The following is a 19088-nucleotide window of genomic DNA, read 5'->3' on the forward strand; positions in this document are numbered from 1 at the left end:
CCAGTCCGCCCTTGGCTTTGCGCCGGAAAGTCAGAAAGATGCGGCATGCGGCCGAACCGAGTCGGCGCGCGACTTGGAGAGCCGATGTCCGCCTGGCGCCGATGCTTGATCGCCCTGGTCCTGCTGACCGCCGCCTGCGCCTCGGGCGGTGGGCCGGTCCAGCCTGCGCAACCCTATGATTTCGCGCCCTGGGGCCAGGACGACTATCAATACCGGCTGAGCGCAGGCGACGCATTGCGGCTGGGCTTCGTGGTCGAGACGGACCTGGACGCGGACGTGGTCCTGGGCCCTGACGGTCAGGGCGCCTTTCCCACTATCGGCCCGGTTCCGGTCGGCGGCCTGACGGTGCGTGACGCCAGCCAGCGCCTGACCGAGGCCTATGCACGGGTGCTGCGCAATCCGCAGGTCCAGATCACCGTCACCACCTATGGCGCCTCGCAGATCTATGTCGGGGGCGAGGTCAAGACGCCCGGCGTGGTGCAGATCCGGGGCGAGATGAACACCGCCCAGGCCATACTGGCGGCGGGCGGGTTGGCGGAGACGGCGGGCACCGGCAAGGTGATCGTCCTGCGCCGGGCCGTCGACGGACGCCTAGCCGCCAAGACGGTGGATGCACGCGCTCTGATCAACGCGGATCAGCGGCAGGACTTCCTGCTGCATCCCGGCGACCTGATCTTCGTGCCGCGCAGCCGGATCGCGGAGGTCAATCTGTTCGTGCGCCAGTATCTGAACGGCGTCCTGCCGTTCAACTTCGGCTTCAGCTACGACCTGAACCGCTTCAGATGAGGGCCCCGGTCCGGCTGGGCACCCGGTTGGGCGGCGCCTCGCGCTATCTGACGGCGGTGGTCGAGCAGGGGCTGTTCTCGCTGCTGAACCTGGGCGTGGTCCTGGCCCTGGGACGTCTGATGTCGCCCGAGCAGTTCGGCGCCTGCGTGCTGTGGTTCTCGGTCGCCTATGTCCTGGCCAGCGTGCAGAACGCGGTCAGCGTGGCGCACCTGCAGGTGCTGCCGGCCGCGCGGGGGCATGATCCGGCGCGGTTGGAGACCGAGCGGGTCATGTTGGCCGCGACCGGCGTCTTCCTGTTGCTGACGGCGGTCGGGACGGCCCTGGCGGCGGGGATTCTGGGGCGGGCCGGGGCGTTCGGGGTCTGGACGGCGGTGCTGTTCGTCCCGGCCTATCTGCTGCAGCAATATGTGCGTCTGGCCTGTTTCAGCCGGGGCGAGGGCGGGGCGGCGGCGCTCCAGACCGGGGCGGTTCTGCTGGTTGCCGTCGGGCTGCTGGCCGTCGGCGCGGCGGTCCTTCGCCCCCTGACGGCCGAGCATGTGCTGGGTCTGATGGGAACGGCGTACGCGCTTGTAGGCATGGCGGGCCTGTGGCGCGCCAGCGATGGGCTTAGGCACGGCCTGTCGAGCGCGCTGTCGGGCTATATGGCCTATGCGCGGTCTTCGGGATGGCTGTTCCTGGGCGTGTCGAGCACCGAGATTCTGGCGCGCTTCTATGTGTTTGCGGTTGGGGCCGCCTATGGGCCGGGGGTGTTGGCCGCCTTGTCGTTCAGCCAGACCTTCCTACGGCCCGCGCCGCTGCTGGCCTCTTCGTGGAGCATGGCGGCCCGCAACGATCTGGCTGCGCGACGCGACGCGGGCGACTGGCGCGGCTATGTCGGGCTGCTGGCCGTGTCGGCGGCGGCGGGCGTGGTCTTCGCCGTCCTGTGGGCGGGCGTGGTCTGGGCGGCGTGGCCGACGATCACCGGGACCTTGTTCGCCGGGAAATACGCCGAGGCGCGGTGGATGCTGCCGCTGTGGGGGCTGAGCGCCGCATTCGGATTCGTGCAGGTGGTCGTCTCGACCGGGTTGCAGATTCTGAAGGCGTTCAAGGCCCTGGCCCTGTCGAACGCGACCGCTTCGGCTGTGGCGGCTCTGGGGGTGCTGTGGGGTATGGGACGCATGGGGCCGGGCGGCGCCATCCTGGGGACGGCGGCCGGACAGGCCCTGGAGGCGGCGGCCATGCTGGCGGTCCTGATCGTCCTGCTGCGGCGGTTCAGGCGCGGATAAGACGCCGCTCGATCTCTATCCCCAACAGCAGCAGCACCGTGCCGAAGATGGAGTTGGCGGTGAAATAGCTGCTCTCCATGAAGTTGTGCCCGAACACCATCAGGGGAAAGACGCCCAACACCAGGGCGGCGCCCAACGATCGGCGATGACCTTCGCCCAAAGAGGCGCGGATCAGCGACAGGCCGCCGCCGATCCAGCGCAGAAAGATGACGATCGCGCCGACCAGGCCGACCAGACCGGTGGTTACGGCCAAATCTAGGAAACCATTGTGCGCCTCGTTGGTGAAGGCGTCGGGGCGGGCGAACCAGGCGTCGGTCTGGAGGCTGGGCTGGACCGCCGGATCGATGTCCCAGAAGGATCCGAAGCCCCAGCCGCGCAAAGGCCGCTTCAGGAACTCGTCCCAGACGAAGGCCCAGACGTCGGTGCGCTGGGTGAAGGTGACGCCCGCGAACGGCGCCCAGGGGTCGGTCCCGTTCACGGCGTTGAACGCCAGCCAGCCGAAGAGGGCGCAGGCGAGGACCAGGCCGGCGACGGTCAGCAGGCCCGCCCGGACCAGGCGGCGCTGGGCTACGATCAAGACAATGAGGGGCGTCGCACAGGCCAGGGCGGCGAACAGCGCCAGGCTGGTCTTGGACAGGCTGGCGATCAGCAGGACGACCGAAAGCGCGGTGACGATCCACCAGAAGAGCTGTTCGCGCCAGGTCTCGCGCGACCAGGCGCAGGTTCCGCACACGAAGGCCGACAGCAGCATGACGGCGCCCAGGGTGTTCTTGTGAGAATGGATGGCGGCCAGGCCCAGCGGCGTCATCGATACGCCCGGCGCGACCGCCCAGGACCCCAGGTCGATCGCCACCAGGATCGCGCAGCCGACGGCCAGGCCCAGGTGCAGGCGACGACTGTCCTTCAGCCCCAGGACGATGGCGACGCATATCACCAGATTGACGACATAGAGGATCAGCCGTCGCGTCGAAACGGCCGGGTCCAGCGCCCAGCGCGTCGTCAGAGCGAACCAGACGAACAGCGCGAGCAGCGGCGCCAGGCGCAGGCCCATCGCCGGGATATCGGCGCGTCGAAACCACAGGATCGGCGCCGCCAATCCCAGCAATCCCAGCCATACCAGGCGATTGACCGGCGAAGTCTCGGCGCCGCCGGTCAAGGGGTCCAGAGTGATTTCGTGCTGGTAGGGATTGGGGCCGATACAGATGTACAACAGCATCAGAACCAGGACGGCCCCGGCCCACAACGACAGGATACGGTCTGACTGGCGATCTCGCGCGCGTCGATCCGCATCCAGGCGATCGCGCCAGGCTTCTGTTGCTGAAGCGTCAGCCATGTCCCGGCGTCTTTAGCCGCAAGCGAAAACGAACGGCGTCTCGCAGCCCCAGACCCAATCCATAGAATCCACGCACCAGATAGCGTTTCCACAGCCGCCCCGGTTCACGCGTCAAGCGGTACAGCCAGACCAGGCCTCGATCCTCCATCCACTGCGGCGCGCGGGGCAGGCGGCCGGTGATCATGTTGATCGAACTGCCGATGCACAGGCCCAGGCCCGTCGCCCGCCCGTCGTCGATCAGACGCTGGCAGAACTTCTCCGACTGGGGCGGCCCCATGGCGACGAAGACGAAGCGCGCGGGATGGGCGACGACGAAGTCCACGGCCGCCGCGACGGCGTCCGGATCGTGTATGAAACCCATCGGCGGATTGTGATGGGCGATGTTGGTCAGGCCGAATTGGGCGGCGAGGGCTGCGATAACCGCATCCTCTCCGCCGATGATGGTGACGGCCTCGTCGGGTGCGATGATGCGCTGAAACAGGATATCGACGATATGGGCGCCGGGGGCGAATCCCAGTTCGACACCGCCGAGCCTGGCGGCCTGACGCAGGACGCGGCTGTCGTTGGTGCTGAGCCAGGCGTTCGCGCTGACCCGGTCGAACTCGCGGTCCTGACGACGCAGCCAGGCGTGTTCGGCGTTGGGCGTGATCAGAAGATCGAACGGCAGGTCCGCTGGACGTGCGGCGACGGCGGAGACGGCGGCGTCCAGGGTCAGGGCGTGAAAACGCAGACCGGCGAAGCGGATTTCCGCCTGAGGTTCGAAGCTGTGACGGGGCGCGAGACTGTTCATGAACCTGATCGCTGTGCTCTACGCGCCCGGTGAATGCAATTCGCTTGCCGGAAATGACCGCCGATCCGGCGTGACAGCCCGCGCGTCATGGCGCGGTTCTTGATAGAGAGAGGCCATGATCGACGCCGCTCTTCCCTTGCCGAAACGAAACGTGGCCGGCCCGCGACTGGCGGGAGGCCGCGACGTGCGCGCCGGGTTGGCGGTCAAGCGGGCGATGGATGTCGTCATTTCCGCCGTGATGCTGGTCGTCCTGTCTCCGCTGCTCGCGGCCGTGGCGCTGGCGGTGAAGGCGACGTCGCAGGGACCGGCGCTGTACGGACTGGACTGGGTCGGGCAGGGCGGGCGGCGGTTCAGGGGCTACAAGTTCCGCACCATGGTCGTGGACGCCGACCGTCAGGAGGCGGCCTTGCAGGCGCAGAACGAGATGAACGGCCCCGCCTTCAAGATGGAGAACGATCCGCGCATCACGCCGCTGGGCCGGTTCCTGCGGCGCTACAGCCTGGATGAACTGCCGCAGTTGTGGAGTGTGCTGAAGGGCGACCTCAGCCTGGTCGGCCCGCGCCCGCCACGCGCCCACGAATATGCGCGCTTCACCCCGTTCCAGATGGGCAAGATGGCGGTGAAGCCGGGCATCACCTGCCTGTGGCAGGTCGAGGGCCGCCATCGGATCAGCGACTTCGACGACTGGGTGCGGCTGGACGTGCGCTATATCGAAACCTGGTCGCTGTGGCTGGACGTGAAGATCCTGGTCCGCACGGCGGGCGTGGTGCTGCGGGGGACGGGCGTATGAGCGTGGACATCAGCGTCGTCATTCTGAGCTACGACCGGGTTCACCTGCTGGAACGGACCCTGCGAGGCTGCGCGCGTCAGGGCGGCGACTGGGGCCGGTTCGAGATCATCGTCGTGGACAACCATCCCGACGAACTGGCGCGGCCGCTGGTCGAGGGGCTGGCGGCCGAGATGGGCGTGGCCATGACCTATCTGGCCGATCCGCGCCGCAACATCTCCATCGTCCGCAACAAGGGGATCGCCGCCGCGTCGGGGCGTTACGTCGCCTTCATCGACGATGACGAGGAACCGCAGCCGAACTGGCTGGCCGAACTGACCGCCTGTCTGGACCGCACCGGCGCCGACGCGGCGTTCGGCCCCAAACTGCCCGAGTTCGAGGGCGGCCGCGCGCCCGACTGGGACCCGCAGGGGTGGCGCTACACCCTGGATTTCCAGATGCCGGCGGACGAGGAGATCCATATGTTCGGCCGTCTGCGCAAACGCGGCAAGGGGCTGGGCAGCGGCAATGCGGCCTTCCGCGTCGCCACCTGTTTGTCAGGACCGGAGCCGTTCAGCGTCGCCTTCGGAAACGCCAACGGCGAGGACACCCAACTGTTGTTCCGGCTGGCGATGGCGGGGAGGCGGTTCGTCTGGTGCCCCGGCGCGGTGGTGCATGAGTTCATCGAACGCAGCCGGGCGCGGCCCGACTATATGGTCACGCGGATGAAGCGCGGGTCGCAGCACTATGCCGTCTGCCGGATCGACACCAGTCGCAACAAGCCCCTGACCACGGCCAAGGTGGCCTTGCTCGGACTGGCGCAGATGGCGGTTCACGCCGGTCTCTATGTGGTCAGCGGCGAGTGTCTGGATCGCCGGCATCGCTATGACCACCGCATCGGCATGGCCAAGGGGCTGGGCAAGCTGACCTGGACGGCGCCCATCGGCTTCATCGAGGAGAAGGCGGCGTGAGCGGGGCGTCGCCCGACCTGACGCTGGCGATACTGACCTACGACCGGCCTGAGGGGCTGGCGGCGACGCTGCGGTCGTGCCTGGAGCAGCGGAACCGGCTGGGGCTGAGCATCGAGATCGTGGTGGTGGACAACCATCCCAGCGGGAGCGGACGGCCGGTGGTCGAGGCTATGGCGGTGGGCTCGGCCTGGCCGATCCGCTACGTCCAGGACTTGACGCGCAACATGGCGACGCTGCGCAACCGGGGCTTTTCGGAGGCGAGGGGGCGCTGGCTGGCGGTCATCGACGACGACGAGACGGCGGCGGACGACTGGACCGACGCCCTGGCCGGCGCCTTGCAGGCGACCGGCGCCGACATCGCCGTGGGGCCGCGTTTCGCCCTGTTCGAAGCGGGCGCGCCGCCGCCCTACGACCCCGAGGGCCGCCAGTTCGTGCGCGACCTGAACCTGCCCGACCTAGCCGAGATCGAACTGACGACGGCGTCGGGACGACCGCGCTACGGCCTCGGCACCGGCAACTCCATTTTCGACATGGAGCGATGCTTTCCCGAAGGCCAAGGGGCGATGCGCGAGGCGTTCGGCGACGCGGGCGGCGAGGACGCCGAACTGTTCGTGCGTCTGCACCGTCAAGGGCGCCGCATCGTCTGGGCGGCCCGGGCGAAGGTGACGGAAACCGTGTCTCGGAACAGGACGGAAATCCCGTATCGCCTGATCCGCACCCGTCGCGAAACGCAACACTATGTCTCGATCTACGTCGACGGCGCCCGCTGCCCGCGACTGGCGCGCGCGGAACTTTTTCTGAAAGGGTTAATACAGGCGGCGGTCGGCGGCGTGCTGGCCTTCGTCACCCTGGAGGGGCGTTCGGCCACCCGCCTGCGCTGGAGGCTTCTTTTGGAACATGGACTTGGCAAGCTGAGCTGGCGGCGTCCTGTCGGCTATATCGACGAAACTCCGACGCTGGTCTGAGCCGGTCGAATTAACCCTGATGCAGGAAAAGCGCGAATGGGCGCTCGCATGGCATGCATCTTGGACTTATGACGCCGCACGCTGATACCGAGGACACGTCATGCTTACCCAGGTCGATCCATCCGCTCCCATCAAGACAGCCGGCGCTTCGTCGCTTGGCGGGCTGAAGGTGTTCGGCGACGGCGCCAGCCTGGCGGACTTCTCGCGTCTGTACGATCAGGGTCGCGTGACCGGCTTCACCACCAATCCGACCCTGATGTTCAAGGCGGGGATCACCGACTACGCCGATTTCGCGCGACAGCTGATCACCCTGATCCCCGACATGCCTCTGTCGTTCGAGGTTTTTTCCGACGACTTCGACGAGATGGAGCGCCAGGCGCGGCTGATCGCGGGCTGGGGCGACAACGTCTATGTGAAAATCCCGATCACCAACACGCGGGGCCAGTCCAGCCTGCCGATGATCAAGACCCTGGCCGCAGACGGGGTGAAGTTGAACATTACCGCCATGCTGACGCTGGAACAGGTCGCCGGGGCGATCGAGGTGCTGGCGGACGACGTCCCCGCCATCCTTTCGGTCTTCGCCGGCCGCATCGCCGACACCGGCGTCGATCCCGTGCCGGTCATGCGCGCGGCGGTCGCCATGGCGGCGCGCAAGCCGCTGGCCGAGGTGCTGTGGGCCTCGACCCGCGAGGTGCTGAACGTCTTTCAGGCGGCCGAGTGCGGCTGCCACATCATCACCGCCACGCCCGACATCCTGAAGAAGCTGGACATGGAGGGACGCGATCTGGAGGCCCTGTCGCTGGACACCGTCGCCATGTTCCGCGCCGACGCCGTGGCGGCCGGTTTCAGTCTCTGATCGTGGCGAAACGACCGGCCATTTTCCTGGATCGCGACGGTGTGCTGAACGACGTTGTCTGGCGCGACCGCAAGCCGGCTTCGCCGCGAACGCCCGAGGAACTCGTCGTCGCCGACGGGGCCGCCGCTGCGGTCGCGGCGTTCCGGGCGGCGGGCTATCTGACCTTCGTCGTCACCAACCAACCCGACGTGCGGCGCGGCAAGATGACGGCCGAGGCCCTGGACGCCATTCACGCTGCCTTGGTCGCCCAGGTTCCCGTCGACGAGGTGCGGGCCTGTCTGCACGACACCGCCGACGGCTGCGCCTGCCGCAAGCCCCGGGCCGGAATGCTGCTGGACCTTTCGGCGCGCTGGAACATCGACCTCGGCGCCAGCTGGATGATCGGCGACATGGATCGCGACGTGGAATGCGGCCGGTCGGCGGGCGTGGGGACCGTGCTGCTGGATCGCCCCTACAACAGCGGCGCCGGGGCGGACGTGGTCCTGCCTGATCTGGCTCAGGCCGCGGCCTGGATACTCGAAACCCAGTCGGCGTCGCGCGCGCCGGCGCTTCAGGACTGACCTAGAATGTTCGCCGACCATTTCTTCGCCGCCGCCGAAAAGGCGATGGCCGCCATCGACCGCAACGCTGTCGAGGCCATGGCGCAGCGTCTGGCCGAGGTGCGCGAGCGCGGCGGCCGCCTGTTCCTGATCGGCGTCGGCGGCAGTGCGGGTCACGCCAGCCACGCCACCAACGACTTCCGCAAGATCTGCGGCTTCGAGGCCTATTGCCCGACCGACAACGTGTCCGAGCTGACGGCGCGCATCAATGACGAGGGCTGGGAAGGCACCCTGTCGACCTGGCTGGAGACCAGCCGCCTGAAGGCCGAAGACGGCCTGCTGATCTTCTCGGTCGGCGGCGGCAGCGTCGAACCGCCGGTCAGCGCCAACATCGTGCGCGCCATCCAACTGGCCAAGTCGCGCGGCGCGACCGTGACCGGCATCGTCGGCCGCAACGGCGGCTATACGGCCGAGGCGGCGGACGCCTGCGTCATCGTGCCGACGGTCGATCCGCAACTGATCACGCCGCTGGTCGAGGGGCTGGCCGCCGTGGTCTGGCATCTGCTGGTGTCTCACCCGGCCCTGGCCCTGCACAAGGGCCACTGGGAGCAGATCGCCCCCGTCGCCGCGCCGGCCGTCTGAGGCCTGCATCATGATCACCACACGCACGCCGCTGCGCGTCACCCTGGGCGGCGGCGGCACGGACCTGGAAAGCTATTACCGGCACGACGGCGGCTTCATCTTCGCCATGGCGCTGGACAAATACATCCGCGTCGTCGCCCACCGTCCGGCCTTCGACGACCGCGTGGTGGTCTATGGCCCCCAGCCCGAGGTGTCCTCGCGCGCCACCGAGGTTCAGCACGAACTGGTGCGCGCTGCCCTGATGGCCCACGGTTTTGACGACCGGGTGGAGACGGCCTCGCTCGCCGACATCGCGGGCGGGACGGGGCTGGGCTCGTCGTCCAGCTTCATGGTCGGATTCCTGAACGCCCTGCATGGCCTGAAGGGAAACACGCCGTCGCCCCAGGCCCTGGCCGAAGAGGCCTGCGACCTGGAGATCCGCGTCCTGAACAAGGGCATCGGCAAGCAGGATCAGTATATGGCGGCCTATGGCGGCCTGACCACGTTGGACATCGCGCCGAACGGGCAGGTGAAGGTCAAGCGCGTCGATCTGGACGCCGAGGTCGAGGCGGCCTTCATCGCGCACACCCACATCTATTACACCGGCCTGCGTCGCGACGCCGCCGTGGTTCTGGCCGACCAGCATACGGCCATGCTGTCCGAGACCGCCCCGCGCCGCGAGACGGTCAGCGACAGCCTGGGCTTCATCAAGGACCTGGGCTACCGCATCCGCGACGCCTGGACGGCGGGTGATCTGGACGGCTGGGGCCGGATGCTGGACGAGCATTGGACCCAGAAGAAGAGGCTGTCGGGCAAGATCAGCTGGTCCGCCGTCGACGACCTCTATGACCATGTGAAGCGCGACATGGGCGTGACCGGCGGCAAGGTGATCGGGGCCGGGGGCGGGGGCTTCCTGATGCTGTTCCAGCCCGGCGACGGCGCCGAGCTTGAGGCCTATATGGCCGCCCAGAACATGCCGCGCCTGCGGTATGGCATCGACCGGACCGGTTCCTGTCAGATGATGGAAACGCCGCGATGATGACGCGGGCGGGCCAGACGCCGAACTGGGGCGTGCGCGCACGGGCGCCGCTGCGGCTCGGTCTGGCGGGCGGCGGCACGGACCTGTCGCCCTATTGCGATCAATTCGGCGGCGCGGTTCTGAACGCCACCATCGACCGTTTCGCCTTCGCCCATATCGACCTCAATCCCGAAGGACGCCTGGCCTTCCGCGCCCGCGACATCGGCGTGGAGGAGGTGATGGCCCCCGGCTTGCCTGCGCCGGATCATGGCGACCTGGCGCTGCACCGGGCCGTCTATCGTCATGTGGTCCAGACCTGGCTGGGCGGCGAGACGCCGGCCCTGACCGTCTCGACCACATCGGATGCGCCGGCGGGGTCGGGGCTTGGCTCGTCCTCGGCAATCGTCGTCGCCCTGGTCGAGGCGTTCCGGGTCGCGCTGGACCTGCCGCTTGGCCCTTATGATGTGGCGCGGCTGGCCTATCAGATCGAACGGGTGGAGTTGGGCCTGTCCGGCGGACGTCAGGACCAGTATGCGGCGGCTTTCGGCGGGGTGAACTATATCGAGTTTCTGGCCGACGACCGCGTGGTGGTGAATCCGTTGCGCGTGCGCCGGGCCTATCTGGCCGAGTTGGAATCCTCGCTGGTCATCTGCTTTACCGGCCAGTCGCGGCAGTCCGAGACCATCATCAACGAGCAGGTGAGGGGGCTGACCGATCTGGACCCTTCCGTCCTTGATGGCATGCACCGCTTGAAGCAGGACGCGACGGCGATGAAGGATGCCGTGCTGGAGGGCGACATGCGCCGCATCGCCCGTGTTCTGATGCGCTCGTGGGAGGCCAAGAAGATGACCGCCTCAGGCATCGCCACGCCTCTGGTGGACCAGTTGTTCAATCTGGCGATGCGCGAGGGCGCCTGGGGCGGCAAGGTGTCGGGGGCGGGCGGCGGCGGCTTCCTGATGTTCTGCACCGATCCCGAAAACCGTTATCGGCTGACCGCCGCCTTGAACGAAGCGGGCGGGGCGGCCAGCGCGGTCAAGTTCACGCTGGACGGCGCCGAGGCCTGGAGCGTGCCGCGATGAGCGGGGGACAGGCGCTGTTCCTGGTCGGCGGACTGGGCTCGCGCCTGGGCGACCTGACGGCGCGGACGCCCAAGCCGCTGCTGCGGGTGGCGGGGCGGCCGTTCGTCGAGCATCTGCTGGACAAGGCCGTGAGCGAAGGGTTCGACGACCTGGTCCTGCTGGCCGGCTATCGCCACGAAGCCGTCGAAGCCTATGCCGGCCAATGGCGGGGCGCCCGCCTGCGCGTCTCGGTGGAGCCCGAGCCGCTGGATACTGCGGGGGCGGTGGCCCATGCGCGGGACCTGCTGGACGACCAGTTCCTGGTGGTGAACGGCGACACCTGGTTCGATTTCGACTGGTCCGGCCTGACGCTGGCCGACGGGATCGACGGTCAGATCGCGGCGCGAAGGGTCGCGCACGCCGACCGCTACGAGACGCTGGAGATCGCGGAGGGCCGCGTGCGCGCCATCCGCCCGCGCGCCGACCTGGACGAAGGGCTGATCAACGGCGGGGTCTATCGCCTGCGCCGCGCGGTGTTCGAGGGGGACGCCGGACGCCGATCGCTGGAACGGGACGTCTTTCCCCGGCTGTGCGCCGACGGGCGGCTGGGCGCGGCCGTGATGGACGGCGCCTTCATCGACATCGGCGTGCCCGCCAGCCTGGCGCAGGCGGGCGACCTGCTGCGCCAGGCAGTGTGAGGCCCGTCAGGCCGAGGGCAGCAGGGCCCCGGCGAAAGACCGATAGCGGCCCGCGCGAACGCCGTCGGTGGCGCGGGCGATGTCCGGGGCGAAATAGTGATCGGACGCATAGGGGGCGGCGGCCTCGCGGACGATGGCGAAGACCTGCTCCAGCGCGGGCGACGTGGTCAGGGGGCGATGGAACTCGATGCCTTGAGCGGCGGCCAGAAGCTCGATGCCCACGACCGTCGCGGTGTTCTCGGCCATGTCCAGCAGGCGTCTCGCGCCATGAGTGGCCATGCTGACGTGATCTTCCTGATTGGCGCTGGTGGGGACGGTGTCCACGCTGCACGGATGGGCGACCATGCGGTTTTCAGCGATCAGGGCCGCGGCCGTCACCTGGGCGATCATGAAGCCGGAGTTCAAGCCGCTTTCCTTGACCAGGAAGGCGGGCAGTTCGCTCATCTTCGGATCGACCAGGATCGAGGTGCGGCGCTCGGAGATATTGCCGATCTCGCACAGGGCCATGGCGATCTGATCGGCCGCGAAAGCAACGGGTTCGGCGTGGAAGTTGCCGCCGGAGATGACGTCGCCGTCTTCGATGAAGACCAGCGGATTGTCGGTCACGGCGTTGGCCTCGCGCTCCAGCGTCGCGGCGGCGGTCTTCAAGACGTCGAGGACCGCGCCCATGACCTGGGGCTGGCAGCGCAGGGAGTAGGGGTCCTGAACCTTGGCGCAGTCGTCGCGGTGGCTGTCGCGGATGGCCGAACCGCCGATCAGGTCGCGCAGGCGGGCGGCGACCGCGATCTGGCCCGGCTGGCCGCGCAGGGCGTGGATGCGGGCGTCGAACGGGGCGTCGGACCCCTTCAGCGCATCGACCGACAGGGCGCCGGCGGCGATCCCGGCGGCGAAAACGGCCTCGGCCGCGAACAGGCCGGCCAGGGCCAGGGCGGTCGAACACTGGGTGCCGTTCAGCAGCGCCAGGCCCTCCTTGGGCCCCAGGGTCAGCGGCGTCAGCCCGGCCTGGGCCAGGGCCGCCTCGGCGTTCAGCGTCCGGCCGTTGCGACGCGCCTCGCCCACGCCGATCAGGACGCAGGACATATGGGCCAGCGGCGCCAGGTCGCCCGAGGCGCCGACAGATCCCTTGGACGGAATGCAGGGCAGGACGTCGGCGTTGACCAGGGCGATCAGGGCCTCCAGCGTTTCGCGCCGGACGCCCGAGGCGCCCTTGGACAGGCTGGCGATCTTCAAGACCATCAGCAGGCGCGTCACCGCGTCCGGCAACAGCTCGCCGACGCCACAGGCGTGGCTGAGCACCAGGTTCTTCTGCAGGGTTTCAAGGTCTTCCGGCGCGATGCTGGTGTTGGCCAGCAGGCCGAAGCCGGTGTTGACCCCATAGACGGTGCGACCCTCGGCGACGATGGCGGCGACGGTCGCCGCGCCCTTTTCGACATCGGCCCAGGCGGCGGGATCAAGGGCCACCGTCGCCGGCCCGTCCAGGACGGCGCGCAACTGGTTCAGGGTCAGGGGCACGCGGCCGAGGGTCAGGGTGGTCATGGCTCAGGCCTTGAGGCTTGGAAGGTTCAGGTCGTGTTCGCGCGCGGCGGCGCGGGCGATGTCGTAGCCGGCGTCGGCATGACGCATGACGCCGGTGGCCGGGTCGTTCCACAGGACGCGTTCCAGCCGCCGCGCCGCCTCGGGCGTGCCGTCGGCGACGACGACGACGCCCGAATGCTGGGAATAGCCCATGCCGACCCCGCCGCCGTGGTGCAGCGACACCCAGCTGGCGCCCGACGCGGTGTTCAACAGGACGTTCAGCAGCGGCCAGTCGCTGACGGCGTCGGAGCCGTCCATCATGGCCTCGGTCTCGCGGTTCGGACTGGCGACGGAGCCTGAGTCCAGATGGTCGCGGCCGATGACGATGGGGCCGGACAGTTCGCCGGACGCCACCATCTCGTTGAACATCAACCCCGCGCGGTGCCGGTCGCCCAGGCCGATCCAGCAGATGCGGGCCGGAAGCCCCTGGAACGCAATGCGGTCGCCCGCCATGTCCAGCCAGCGGTGCAGGCCCGCGTTGTCGGGAAACAGACGCTTCATCGCCGCGTCGGTCTTGCGTATGTCTTCCGGATCGCCGGTCAGGGCGGCCCATCGGAAGGGGCCGATCCCGCGGCAGAACAGCGGGCGGATATAGGCGGGCACGAAGCCGGGGAAGTCGAACGCGTTTTCGACGCCCTGATCGAAGGCGACCTGGCGGATGTTGTTTCCATAGTCGGTGGTCGGCACGCCCTGGGCGTGGAAGTCCAGCATGGCCTGGACATGGACGGCCATTGAGGCGCGGGCGGCGGCCTCAACGGTGGCGGGATCGGATACGCGCCTGTCCTCCCACTCGGCGACGGTCCATCCGGCGGGTAGATAGCCGTTGACGGGATCGTGGGCGCTGGTCTGGTCCGTCACCAGATCGGGGCGGACGCCGCGTTGGACCAGTTCAGGCAGAACCTCCGCTGCATTGCCCAACAGGCCGATAGAGATCGGCTTTTTCTCTTCCAGAGAACGGTTCAGAAGAGCCAGGGCCTCGTCCACCGTCTCGGCCATGACGTCGAGATAGCGGGTTCGGATGCGGAACTCGATGCGGCTGCGCTGACATTCCACGGCGATGCACGAGGCGCCGGCCATCGTCGCCGCCAGGGGTTGAGCGCCGCCCATGCCGCCCAGGCCCGCCGTCAGGATCCACCTGCCCAACCAGTCTCCGCCGTGATGCTGGCGGCCCGCCTCCATGAAGGTCTCGTAGGTGCCCTGAACGATGCCCTGGGTGCCGATGTAGATCCACGATCCGGCGGTCATCTGGCCGTACATGGCCAGGCCCTTGCGATCCAGTTCGTTGAAATGCTCCCAGGTCGCCCATTTCGGGACCAGGTTGGAGTTGGCGATCAGAACGCGCGGCGCGTCCGCATGGGTGCGGAAGACGCCGACCGGCTTGCCCGACTGGACCAGCAGGGTCTCGTCCGCCTCCAGCGCCCGAAGCGTCTCGACGATGCGGTCGAAGGCCGCCCAGTCGCGCGCCGCCTTGCCGATGCCGCCATAGACGACCAGGTCCTGGGGCCGTTCGGCGACGTCCGGGTCCAGATTGTTCATCAGCATGCGCAGGGCCGCCTCGGCGGCCCAGGTCTTGGCGGTCTTCTCCGGGCCGCGCGGGCTGCGGATGATGCGGTTGTTGGGCGTGTTCATCTGTGGCTCTCGGCGAAGGCGATGCAGGCGGTCAGGACCCGGTGCAGATGGTCGCGCATCGGCGCGGCGCGGTCCGGCTCGTAGGGGCTGGGCCAGTTGTCGGGCGTGACCGGTTCCGTGGGGTCGAGGATGTAGCCACGATCCGCCAACTCCATCTGGATGGCGTGGACGCCCATCTCGGGACGGCCGTAATGACGCGTGGTCCAACCGCCCTTGAAGCGGCCGTTGACGACCAGGCTGTCGCCGCTGACGGCGCAGGCGCTCTCGACGGCGCGGGTCAGCTCGGGCGCGCAGGTCGTCCCGTCGTTGTCGCCGATGTTGAACTGCGGCAGTTCCCCCTCGAACAGGCGCGGAACGACCGAACGGATCGAATGGGCGTCGTAGAGAACGACCGGACCCTTGGCCCTTAGTCGGTCGATCTGGGCCTGGAGCGCGGCATGATAGGGGACGAACCAGGTTTCGCGCCGTTCGGCGATCTCGTCCGCATCCGGCTCCTGGCCGTCGCGATACAGCGGCTCGCCGTCGAAGGTTTCGGTCGGGCACAGGCCCGTGGTTGTCATGCCGGGATAGAGCGAGGCGCCGGACGGATCGCGGTTCACATCGATCACGCTGCGCGAAACGCCCGTGCGCACCGTCGTCGCGCCGATCTCCGTCGCGAAATCGTAAAGCCGGTCCACCCACCAGTCGGCGTCCTTGCGCGCCAGCCAGGGCGATGTCATCCGCGCCTCGGTGGCGGCCGGAATGTCGGTCCCGGTGTGGGGCAGGCCGATGACCAGCGGCGCCGAACCCTCGTGCACGGTCAGCCAGTCGCGCGTCATGTCAGCCTCCCTCGCCAAATCATTCCGTCGTGGTATGTCTAGACATATTGATCGCAACGAGACGGACCTGTCCAGTGACCCTTCAGCCGCAGCCTGTGGATCGCACCCTCTGGTTCGAGGCTGCCCTGACACCGGACGGCTGGGCGCGCGACGTGCGCCTGACCATCGCGGGCGGACGGATCGCAGGGCTGGAAACGGGCGCGGCGCGGGGCGCGGGCGACGAGGGCGGGGGCGTGGCTCTGCCAGGTGTCGCCAACGTTCACAGCCACGCCTTTCAGCGCGCCATGGCGGGCCTGACCGAGGCGCGCGGACCGTCCGAAGACGACTTCTGGACGTGGCGCGAGCTGATGTATCGCTTCCTGGACCGGGGCGGGCCGGAGGAGATCGAGGCCATCACCGCCCTGGCCTTCATGGAGATGCTGGAGGGCGGATTTACCCGCGTCGCCGAGTTCCACTATCTGCACAACGATCCGGCCGGAGCCGCCTATGCCGGCCGGGACGAACTGGCCGCGCGGATCGTGGCGGCGGCTGAGGCGACGGGGATCGCCCTGACGCTGCTGCCGGTGTTTTACGCCCATCCAGGGTTCGGCGGACAACCGCCGTCGCATGGTCAACGGCGGTTCATCAACGATCTGGACGGGTTCGCAGACCTAGTTGCTCGCTGCCGGGCCCTGACCGCCGAAATAGACGACGCGGTCGTGGGCGTCGCGCCACACAGCCTGCGCGCCGTCAGTCCTGAGGAACTGGCCGTCCTGCCCGCTCTGGCCGGCGACGGGCCGATCCACATCCACGTTGCGGAACAGACCCGGGAGGTCGAGGACTGCGTGGCCTGGTCCGGCGCGCGGCCGGTCGAGTGGTTGTTGGCCAACGCCCCGGTCGATCCGCGCTGGTGCCTGATCCACTCGACCCATGTGACCGAGGCCGAATGGCGCGGCGTGGTCGAACGCGGCGCCGTTGTCGGTCTTTGTCCGATCACCGAGGCCAATCTGGGCGACGGGGTGTTTCCGGCCGTTGATTATCTGAACGCAGGCGGGCGGTTCGGCGTAGGAACCGATTCCAACGTCCAGATCGGCGTCGCCGAGGAGTTGCGGATGCTGGAATATAGCCAGCGTCTGGCGCGGCGCGGACGCGCGGTGACAGCCGACCCCGACCGTTCCACCGGACGCGCCCTTTTTGAGCGAGCCGTCGCGGGGGGCGCGCAGGCGACCGGCGCCGCGTCGGGCCTGGTCGTCGGCGCAGCGGCCGATGTGGTGTCGCTGGATACGCGCGGGATCGCCTTCGCCGGGCGGTCGGGCGATGCGGTGCTGGACAGCTGGATATTCGGCGCGCCGAGCGGGTCGATCGGCTCGGTCTGGCGCGCGGGCCGCGAGATGGTCAAGGACGGGCGGCATGTCGCGCGCGCGGCGATCCAGGCCCGTTATCGTCGCGCCCTGGCGACGGTTCTGGGATGAGCGCGCCGCTGCACCGGCGCATCTACGCCGAATTGGAAGGCCGTATCCTGTCCGGCGAACTGGCGCCTGGAGACCGTATTCCGTTCGAGCACGAATTGACGGCGCGTTACGGCTGTTCGCGGATGACGGTGTCCAAGGCGATTTCGGAACTGGCGGGTCGGGGGCTGGTCACGCGTCGGCGACGCGCAGGCACCTTCGTCGCCCAGCCCAAGGCCCATGCCGCCGTGCTGGCCATCCCGGACCTGCGGGCCGAGGTTCGGGAGCGGGGCCAGACCTATGACTACGCCCTGCTGGAGCGGATCGAGCGTGGGCCGTCCGATGCCGATGAGGTCGAACTGGCCTCGGGGGGGCGGCTGTTGGACCTGATCTGCCTGCACCGGGCGGACGGCGCGCCGCTGGCGCTGGAGCGACGGCTGATCGCCCTGGGCGCGGCGCCCCAGGCCGTCGATGTGGATTTTCAGACGGTTCCGCCCGGAAGCTGGCTTCTGGACTCGGCGCCTTGGACCGAGGCGGAAAACCGCATCTCGGCTGTCGAGGCCGACGCCGCAACGGCGCGCCTGCTGCAGCTTCGGCCCGGCGCCGCCTGCCTTTGCGTCGAACGTCGAACGTGGCGGGACGGGCAGGGGGTGACGCGGGTCTGGCAGACCTTCCCCGGCGACCGCTACGATCTGGTCGCCCGCTTCTCGTCCGCCCACGCCAAGGATCAAAGCCGATGAAGGCCGACCGCCTGCTGATCGACTGTCACGTCGCGACCATGACCCAGGGCGGCGTCCCCTATGGCGCCATTGAGGACGCGGCTGTGGCCGTCGCGGACGGGCGGATCGCCTGGGTCGGCTCGCGCGCGGCGATGCCGGACATCGACGCGGCGGAGACCGAGCGGCTGGACGGCCGCTGGATCACGCCGGGCCTGATCGACTGCCATACCCATCTGGTCTTCGGCGGCGACCGGTCGGGCGAGTTCGAACAGAGGCTTGAGGGCGCGACCTATGAGGAGATCGCGCGTGCGGGCGGCGGCATCGTCTCCTCGGTCAGGGCCACGCGCGCCGCCTCGGAGGACGAATTGTTCACCTCTGCCATGAGCCGGCTGGAGGGGTTGAAGGCCACCGGCGTCACCACGGTCGAGATCAAGTCCGGCTATGGGCTGGACTGGGACAGCGAGCTGAAGATGCTGCGTGTCGCCCGCCGGATCGGGCGCGAGGGCGGGGTCCGTGTCTGCACCAGCTACCTTGGCCTTCACGCCGTGCCGCCCGAATATCGCGATGACCGCGCCGCCTATTTGGACAAGGCTGTGGACGAAATCCTGCCGGCCGCCTGCGCCGAGGGACTGGTCGACGCCGTGGACGCCTATTGCGAACCCATCGCCTTTTCGACCGAGGAGGTGTCGCGGCTGTTCGACCAGGCGCGAACCTTGGGCCTGCCGGTCAAGCTGCACGCCGACCAGCTGTCGGACGGCGGCGGCGCGGCGCTGGCGGCGCGCTATCGGGCCCTGTCGGCGGATCATATCGAGCATTCGACCGAAGCGGGCGTCGCCGCCATGGCCGCTGCGGGCGTGACGGCGGTGTTGTTGCCCGGCGCCTATCTGATGCTGCGTGAGACCAAGACGCCGCCCATCGACCTGCTGCGCCGCCATGGCGTCAGGATGGCGGTCGCTACCGACTGCAATCCCGGCACCTCGCCCGTCGCCTCCATGACGGCGGCGCTGAACCTGGCCTGCGTCCAGTTCCGTCTGACGCCGGAGGAGGCCCTGGCCGGCGCGACGCGCGAGGCGGCGCGCGCGCTGGGCCTGTCGGATCGGATCGGCACGCTGGAAGTCGGCAAGGTCGCCGACCTGGCGATCTGGGCCATCACTCGCCCGGCCGAACTGGCCTATTGGCTGGGCAAGCCGCAATGCGAAGGCCGATATCTTGAGGGGTCGCTCTTATAGGTTGCGTCTCTATAATGAGTAACTT

19 protein-coding genes are annotated in these 19088 nt (G+C 68.6%); 14 read left to right on the top strand and 5 right to left on the bottom strand.

What is annotated here, in order from left to right; translation table 11 throughout:
* Positions 1–84: 84 nt before the first annotated feature.
* Together ACWPV3_RS09580 and ACWPV3_RS09585 are read left to right on the top strand one after the other, a co-directional pair.
* Positions 85–786 (top strand): polysaccharide biosynthesis/export family protein, encoded by a 702-nt coding sequence (locus tag ACWPV3_RS09580; protein ID WP_453977728.1) that lies wholly within the window; start codon positions 85–87, stop codon positions 784–786.
* Positions 783–2051, top strand: coding sequence for a hypothetical protein (locus ACWPV3_RS09585; RefSeq protein WP_453977729.1), 1269 nt, complete (start codon positions 783–785; stop codon positions 2049–2051). The genes ACWPV3_RS09580 and ACWPV3_RS09585 overlap by 4 nt, the downstream gene beginning before the upstream one ends.
* Here ACWPV3_RS09585 and ACWPV3_RS09590 read toward each other — a convergent pair.
* The gene (locus ACWPV3_RS09590) at positions 2038–3384 is read right to left on the bottom strand and encodes an O-antigen ligase family protein (RefSeq protein ID WP_453977730.1); all 1347 of its coding nucleotides are present in this window, start codon (positions 3382–3384) and stop codon (positions 2038–2040) included. The genes ACWPV3_RS09585 and ACWPV3_RS09590 overlap by 14 nt on opposite strands.
* Positions 3377–4174, bottom strand: coding sequence for a WecB/TagA/CpsF family glycosyltransferase (locus ACWPV3_RS09595; RefSeq protein WP_312734419.1), 798 nt, complete (start codon positions 4172–4174; stop codon positions 3377–3379). Before ACWPV3_RS09595 ends, ACWPV3_RS09590 begins: the two co-directional genes overlap by 8 nt.
* A gap of 115 nt (positions 4175–4289) precedes the next feature.
* Here ACWPV3_RS09595 and ACWPV3_RS09600 point away from each other — a divergent pair, with 115 nt between their 5' ends.
* The 9 genes from ACWPV3_RS09600 (at position 4290) to ACWPV3_RS09640 (ending at position 11666) form a co-directional block, all read left to right on the top strand.
* Positions 4290–4964, top strand: coding sequence for a sugar transferase (locus ACWPV3_RS09600; RefSeq protein ID WP_453977731.1), 675 nt, complete (start codon positions 4290–4292; stop codon positions 4962–4964).
* Positions 4961–5911, top strand: a complete 951-nt coding sequence (locus ACWPV3_RS09605; protein WP_453977732.1) for a glycosyltransferase family A protein — start codon at positions 4961–4963, stop codon at positions 5909–5911. Before ACWPV3_RS09600 ends, ACWPV3_RS09605 begins: the two co-directional genes overlap by 4 nt.
* Positions 5908–6876, top strand: a complete 969-nt coding sequence (locus ACWPV3_RS09610) for a glycosyltransferase family 2 protein (RefSeq protein ID WP_453977733.1) — start codon at positions 5908–5910, stop codon at positions 6874–6876. The genes ACWPV3_RS09605 and ACWPV3_RS09610 overlap by 4 nt, the downstream gene beginning before the upstream one ends.
* A 100-nt stretch (positions 6877–6976) precedes the next feature.
* Positions 6977–7732 (top strand): transaldolase, encoded by a 756-nt coding sequence (locus tag ACWPV3_RS09615; protein ID WP_453977734.1) that lies wholly within the window; start codon positions 6977–6979, stop codon positions 7730–7732.
* Between the two features lie 2 nt (positions 7733–7734).
* Complete coding sequence (locus ACWPV3_RS09620; RefSeq protein ID WP_453977735.1) at positions 7735–8292, top strand: D-glycero-alpha-D-manno-heptose-1,7-bisphosphate 7-phosphatase; 558 nt, start codon at positions 7735–7737, stop codon at positions 8290–8292.
* A 6-nt stretch (positions 8293–8298) separates the two neighbouring features.
* The gene (locus ACWPV3_RS09625) at positions 8299–8913 is read left to right on the top strand and encodes an SIS domain-containing protein (RefSeq protein ID WP_292085902.1); all 615 of its coding nucleotides are present in this window, start codon (positions 8299–8301) and stop codon (positions 8911–8913) included.
* 10 nt (positions 8914–8923) lie between these two features.
* On the top strand, positions 8924–9931 hold the full coding sequence (locus ACWPV3_RS09630) for a GHMP family kinase ATP-binding protein (protein ID WP_453977736.1): 1008 nt from the start codon (positions 8924–8926) through the stop codon (positions 9929–9931).
* Positions 9928–10989 (top strand): GHMP family kinase ATP-binding protein, encoded by a 1062-nt coding sequence (locus tag ACWPV3_RS09635; RefSeq protein ID WP_453977737.1) that lies wholly within the window; start codon positions 9928–9930, stop codon positions 10987–10989. Before ACWPV3_RS09630 ends, ACWPV3_RS09635 begins: the two co-directional genes overlap by 4 nt.
* Positions 10986–11666, top strand: coding sequence for a sugar phosphate nucleotidyltransferase (locus ACWPV3_RS09640; RefSeq protein WP_453977738.1), 681 nt, complete (start codon positions 10986–10988; stop codon positions 11664–11666). The genes ACWPV3_RS09635 and ACWPV3_RS09640 overlap by 4 nt, the downstream gene beginning before the upstream one ends.
* 6 nt (positions 11667–11672) lie before the next feature.
* On the opposite strand, the gene hutH is transcribed toward ACWPV3_RS09640, so the two are convergent.
* Genes hutH through hutG form a run of 3 tightly spaced genes read right to left on the bottom strand, consistent with a single transcriptional unit; the run spans position 11673 to position 15688 of the window.
* On the bottom strand, positions 11673–13202 hold the full coding sequence (hutH, locus tag ACWPV3_RS09645) for a histidine ammonia-lyase (RefSeq protein WP_453977739.1): 1530 nt from the start codon (positions 13200–13202) through the stop codon (positions 11673–11675).
* A gap of 3 nt (positions 13203–13205) precedes the next feature.
* The gene (gene hutU, locus ACWPV3_RS09650; protein ID WP_453977740.1) at positions 13206–14870 is read right to left on the bottom strand and encodes a urocanate hydratase; all 1665 of its coding nucleotides are present in this window, start codon (positions 14868–14870) and stop codon (positions 13206–13208) included.
* Entirely contained in the window at positions 14867–15688 is an 822-nt protein-coding gene (hutG, locus tag ACWPV3_RS09655; RefSeq protein WP_453977741.1) for an N-formylglutamate deformylase, read from the bottom strand. Before hutG ends, hutU begins: the two co-directional genes overlap by 4 nt.
* 74 nt (positions 15689–15762) lie before the next feature.
* Here hutG and ACWPV3_RS09660 point away from each other — a divergent pair, with 74 nt between their 5' ends.
* From ACWPV3_RS09660 to hutI, 3 genes are read left to right on the top strand one after another with little or no spacing between them, the layout of a single operon-like run.
* Entirely contained in the window at positions 15763–17139 is a 1377-nt protein-coding gene (locus tag ACWPV3_RS09660) for a formimidoylglutamate deiminase (RefSeq protein ID WP_453977742.1), read from the top strand.
* The gene (hutC, locus tag ACWPV3_RS09665) at positions 17136–17855 is read left to right on the top strand and encodes a histidine utilization repressor (RefSeq protein ID WP_453977743.1); all 720 of its coding nucleotides are present in this window, start codon (positions 17136–17138) and stop codon (positions 17853–17855) included. Before ACWPV3_RS09660 ends, hutC begins: the two co-directional genes overlap by 4 nt.
* Positions 17852–19063 carry an imidazolonepropionase gene (gene hutI / locus ACWPV3_RS09670; protein WP_453977744.1) on the top strand — a complete coding sequence of 404 codons (1212 nt, stop codon included), beginning with the start codon at positions 17852–17854 and terminating at the stop codon, positions 19061–19063. Before hutC ends, hutI begins: the two co-directional genes overlap by 4 nt.
* Positions 19064–19088: the final 25 nt, after the last annotated feature.

The organism is Brevundimonas sp. Marseille-Q4549, from assembly GCF_976940555.1.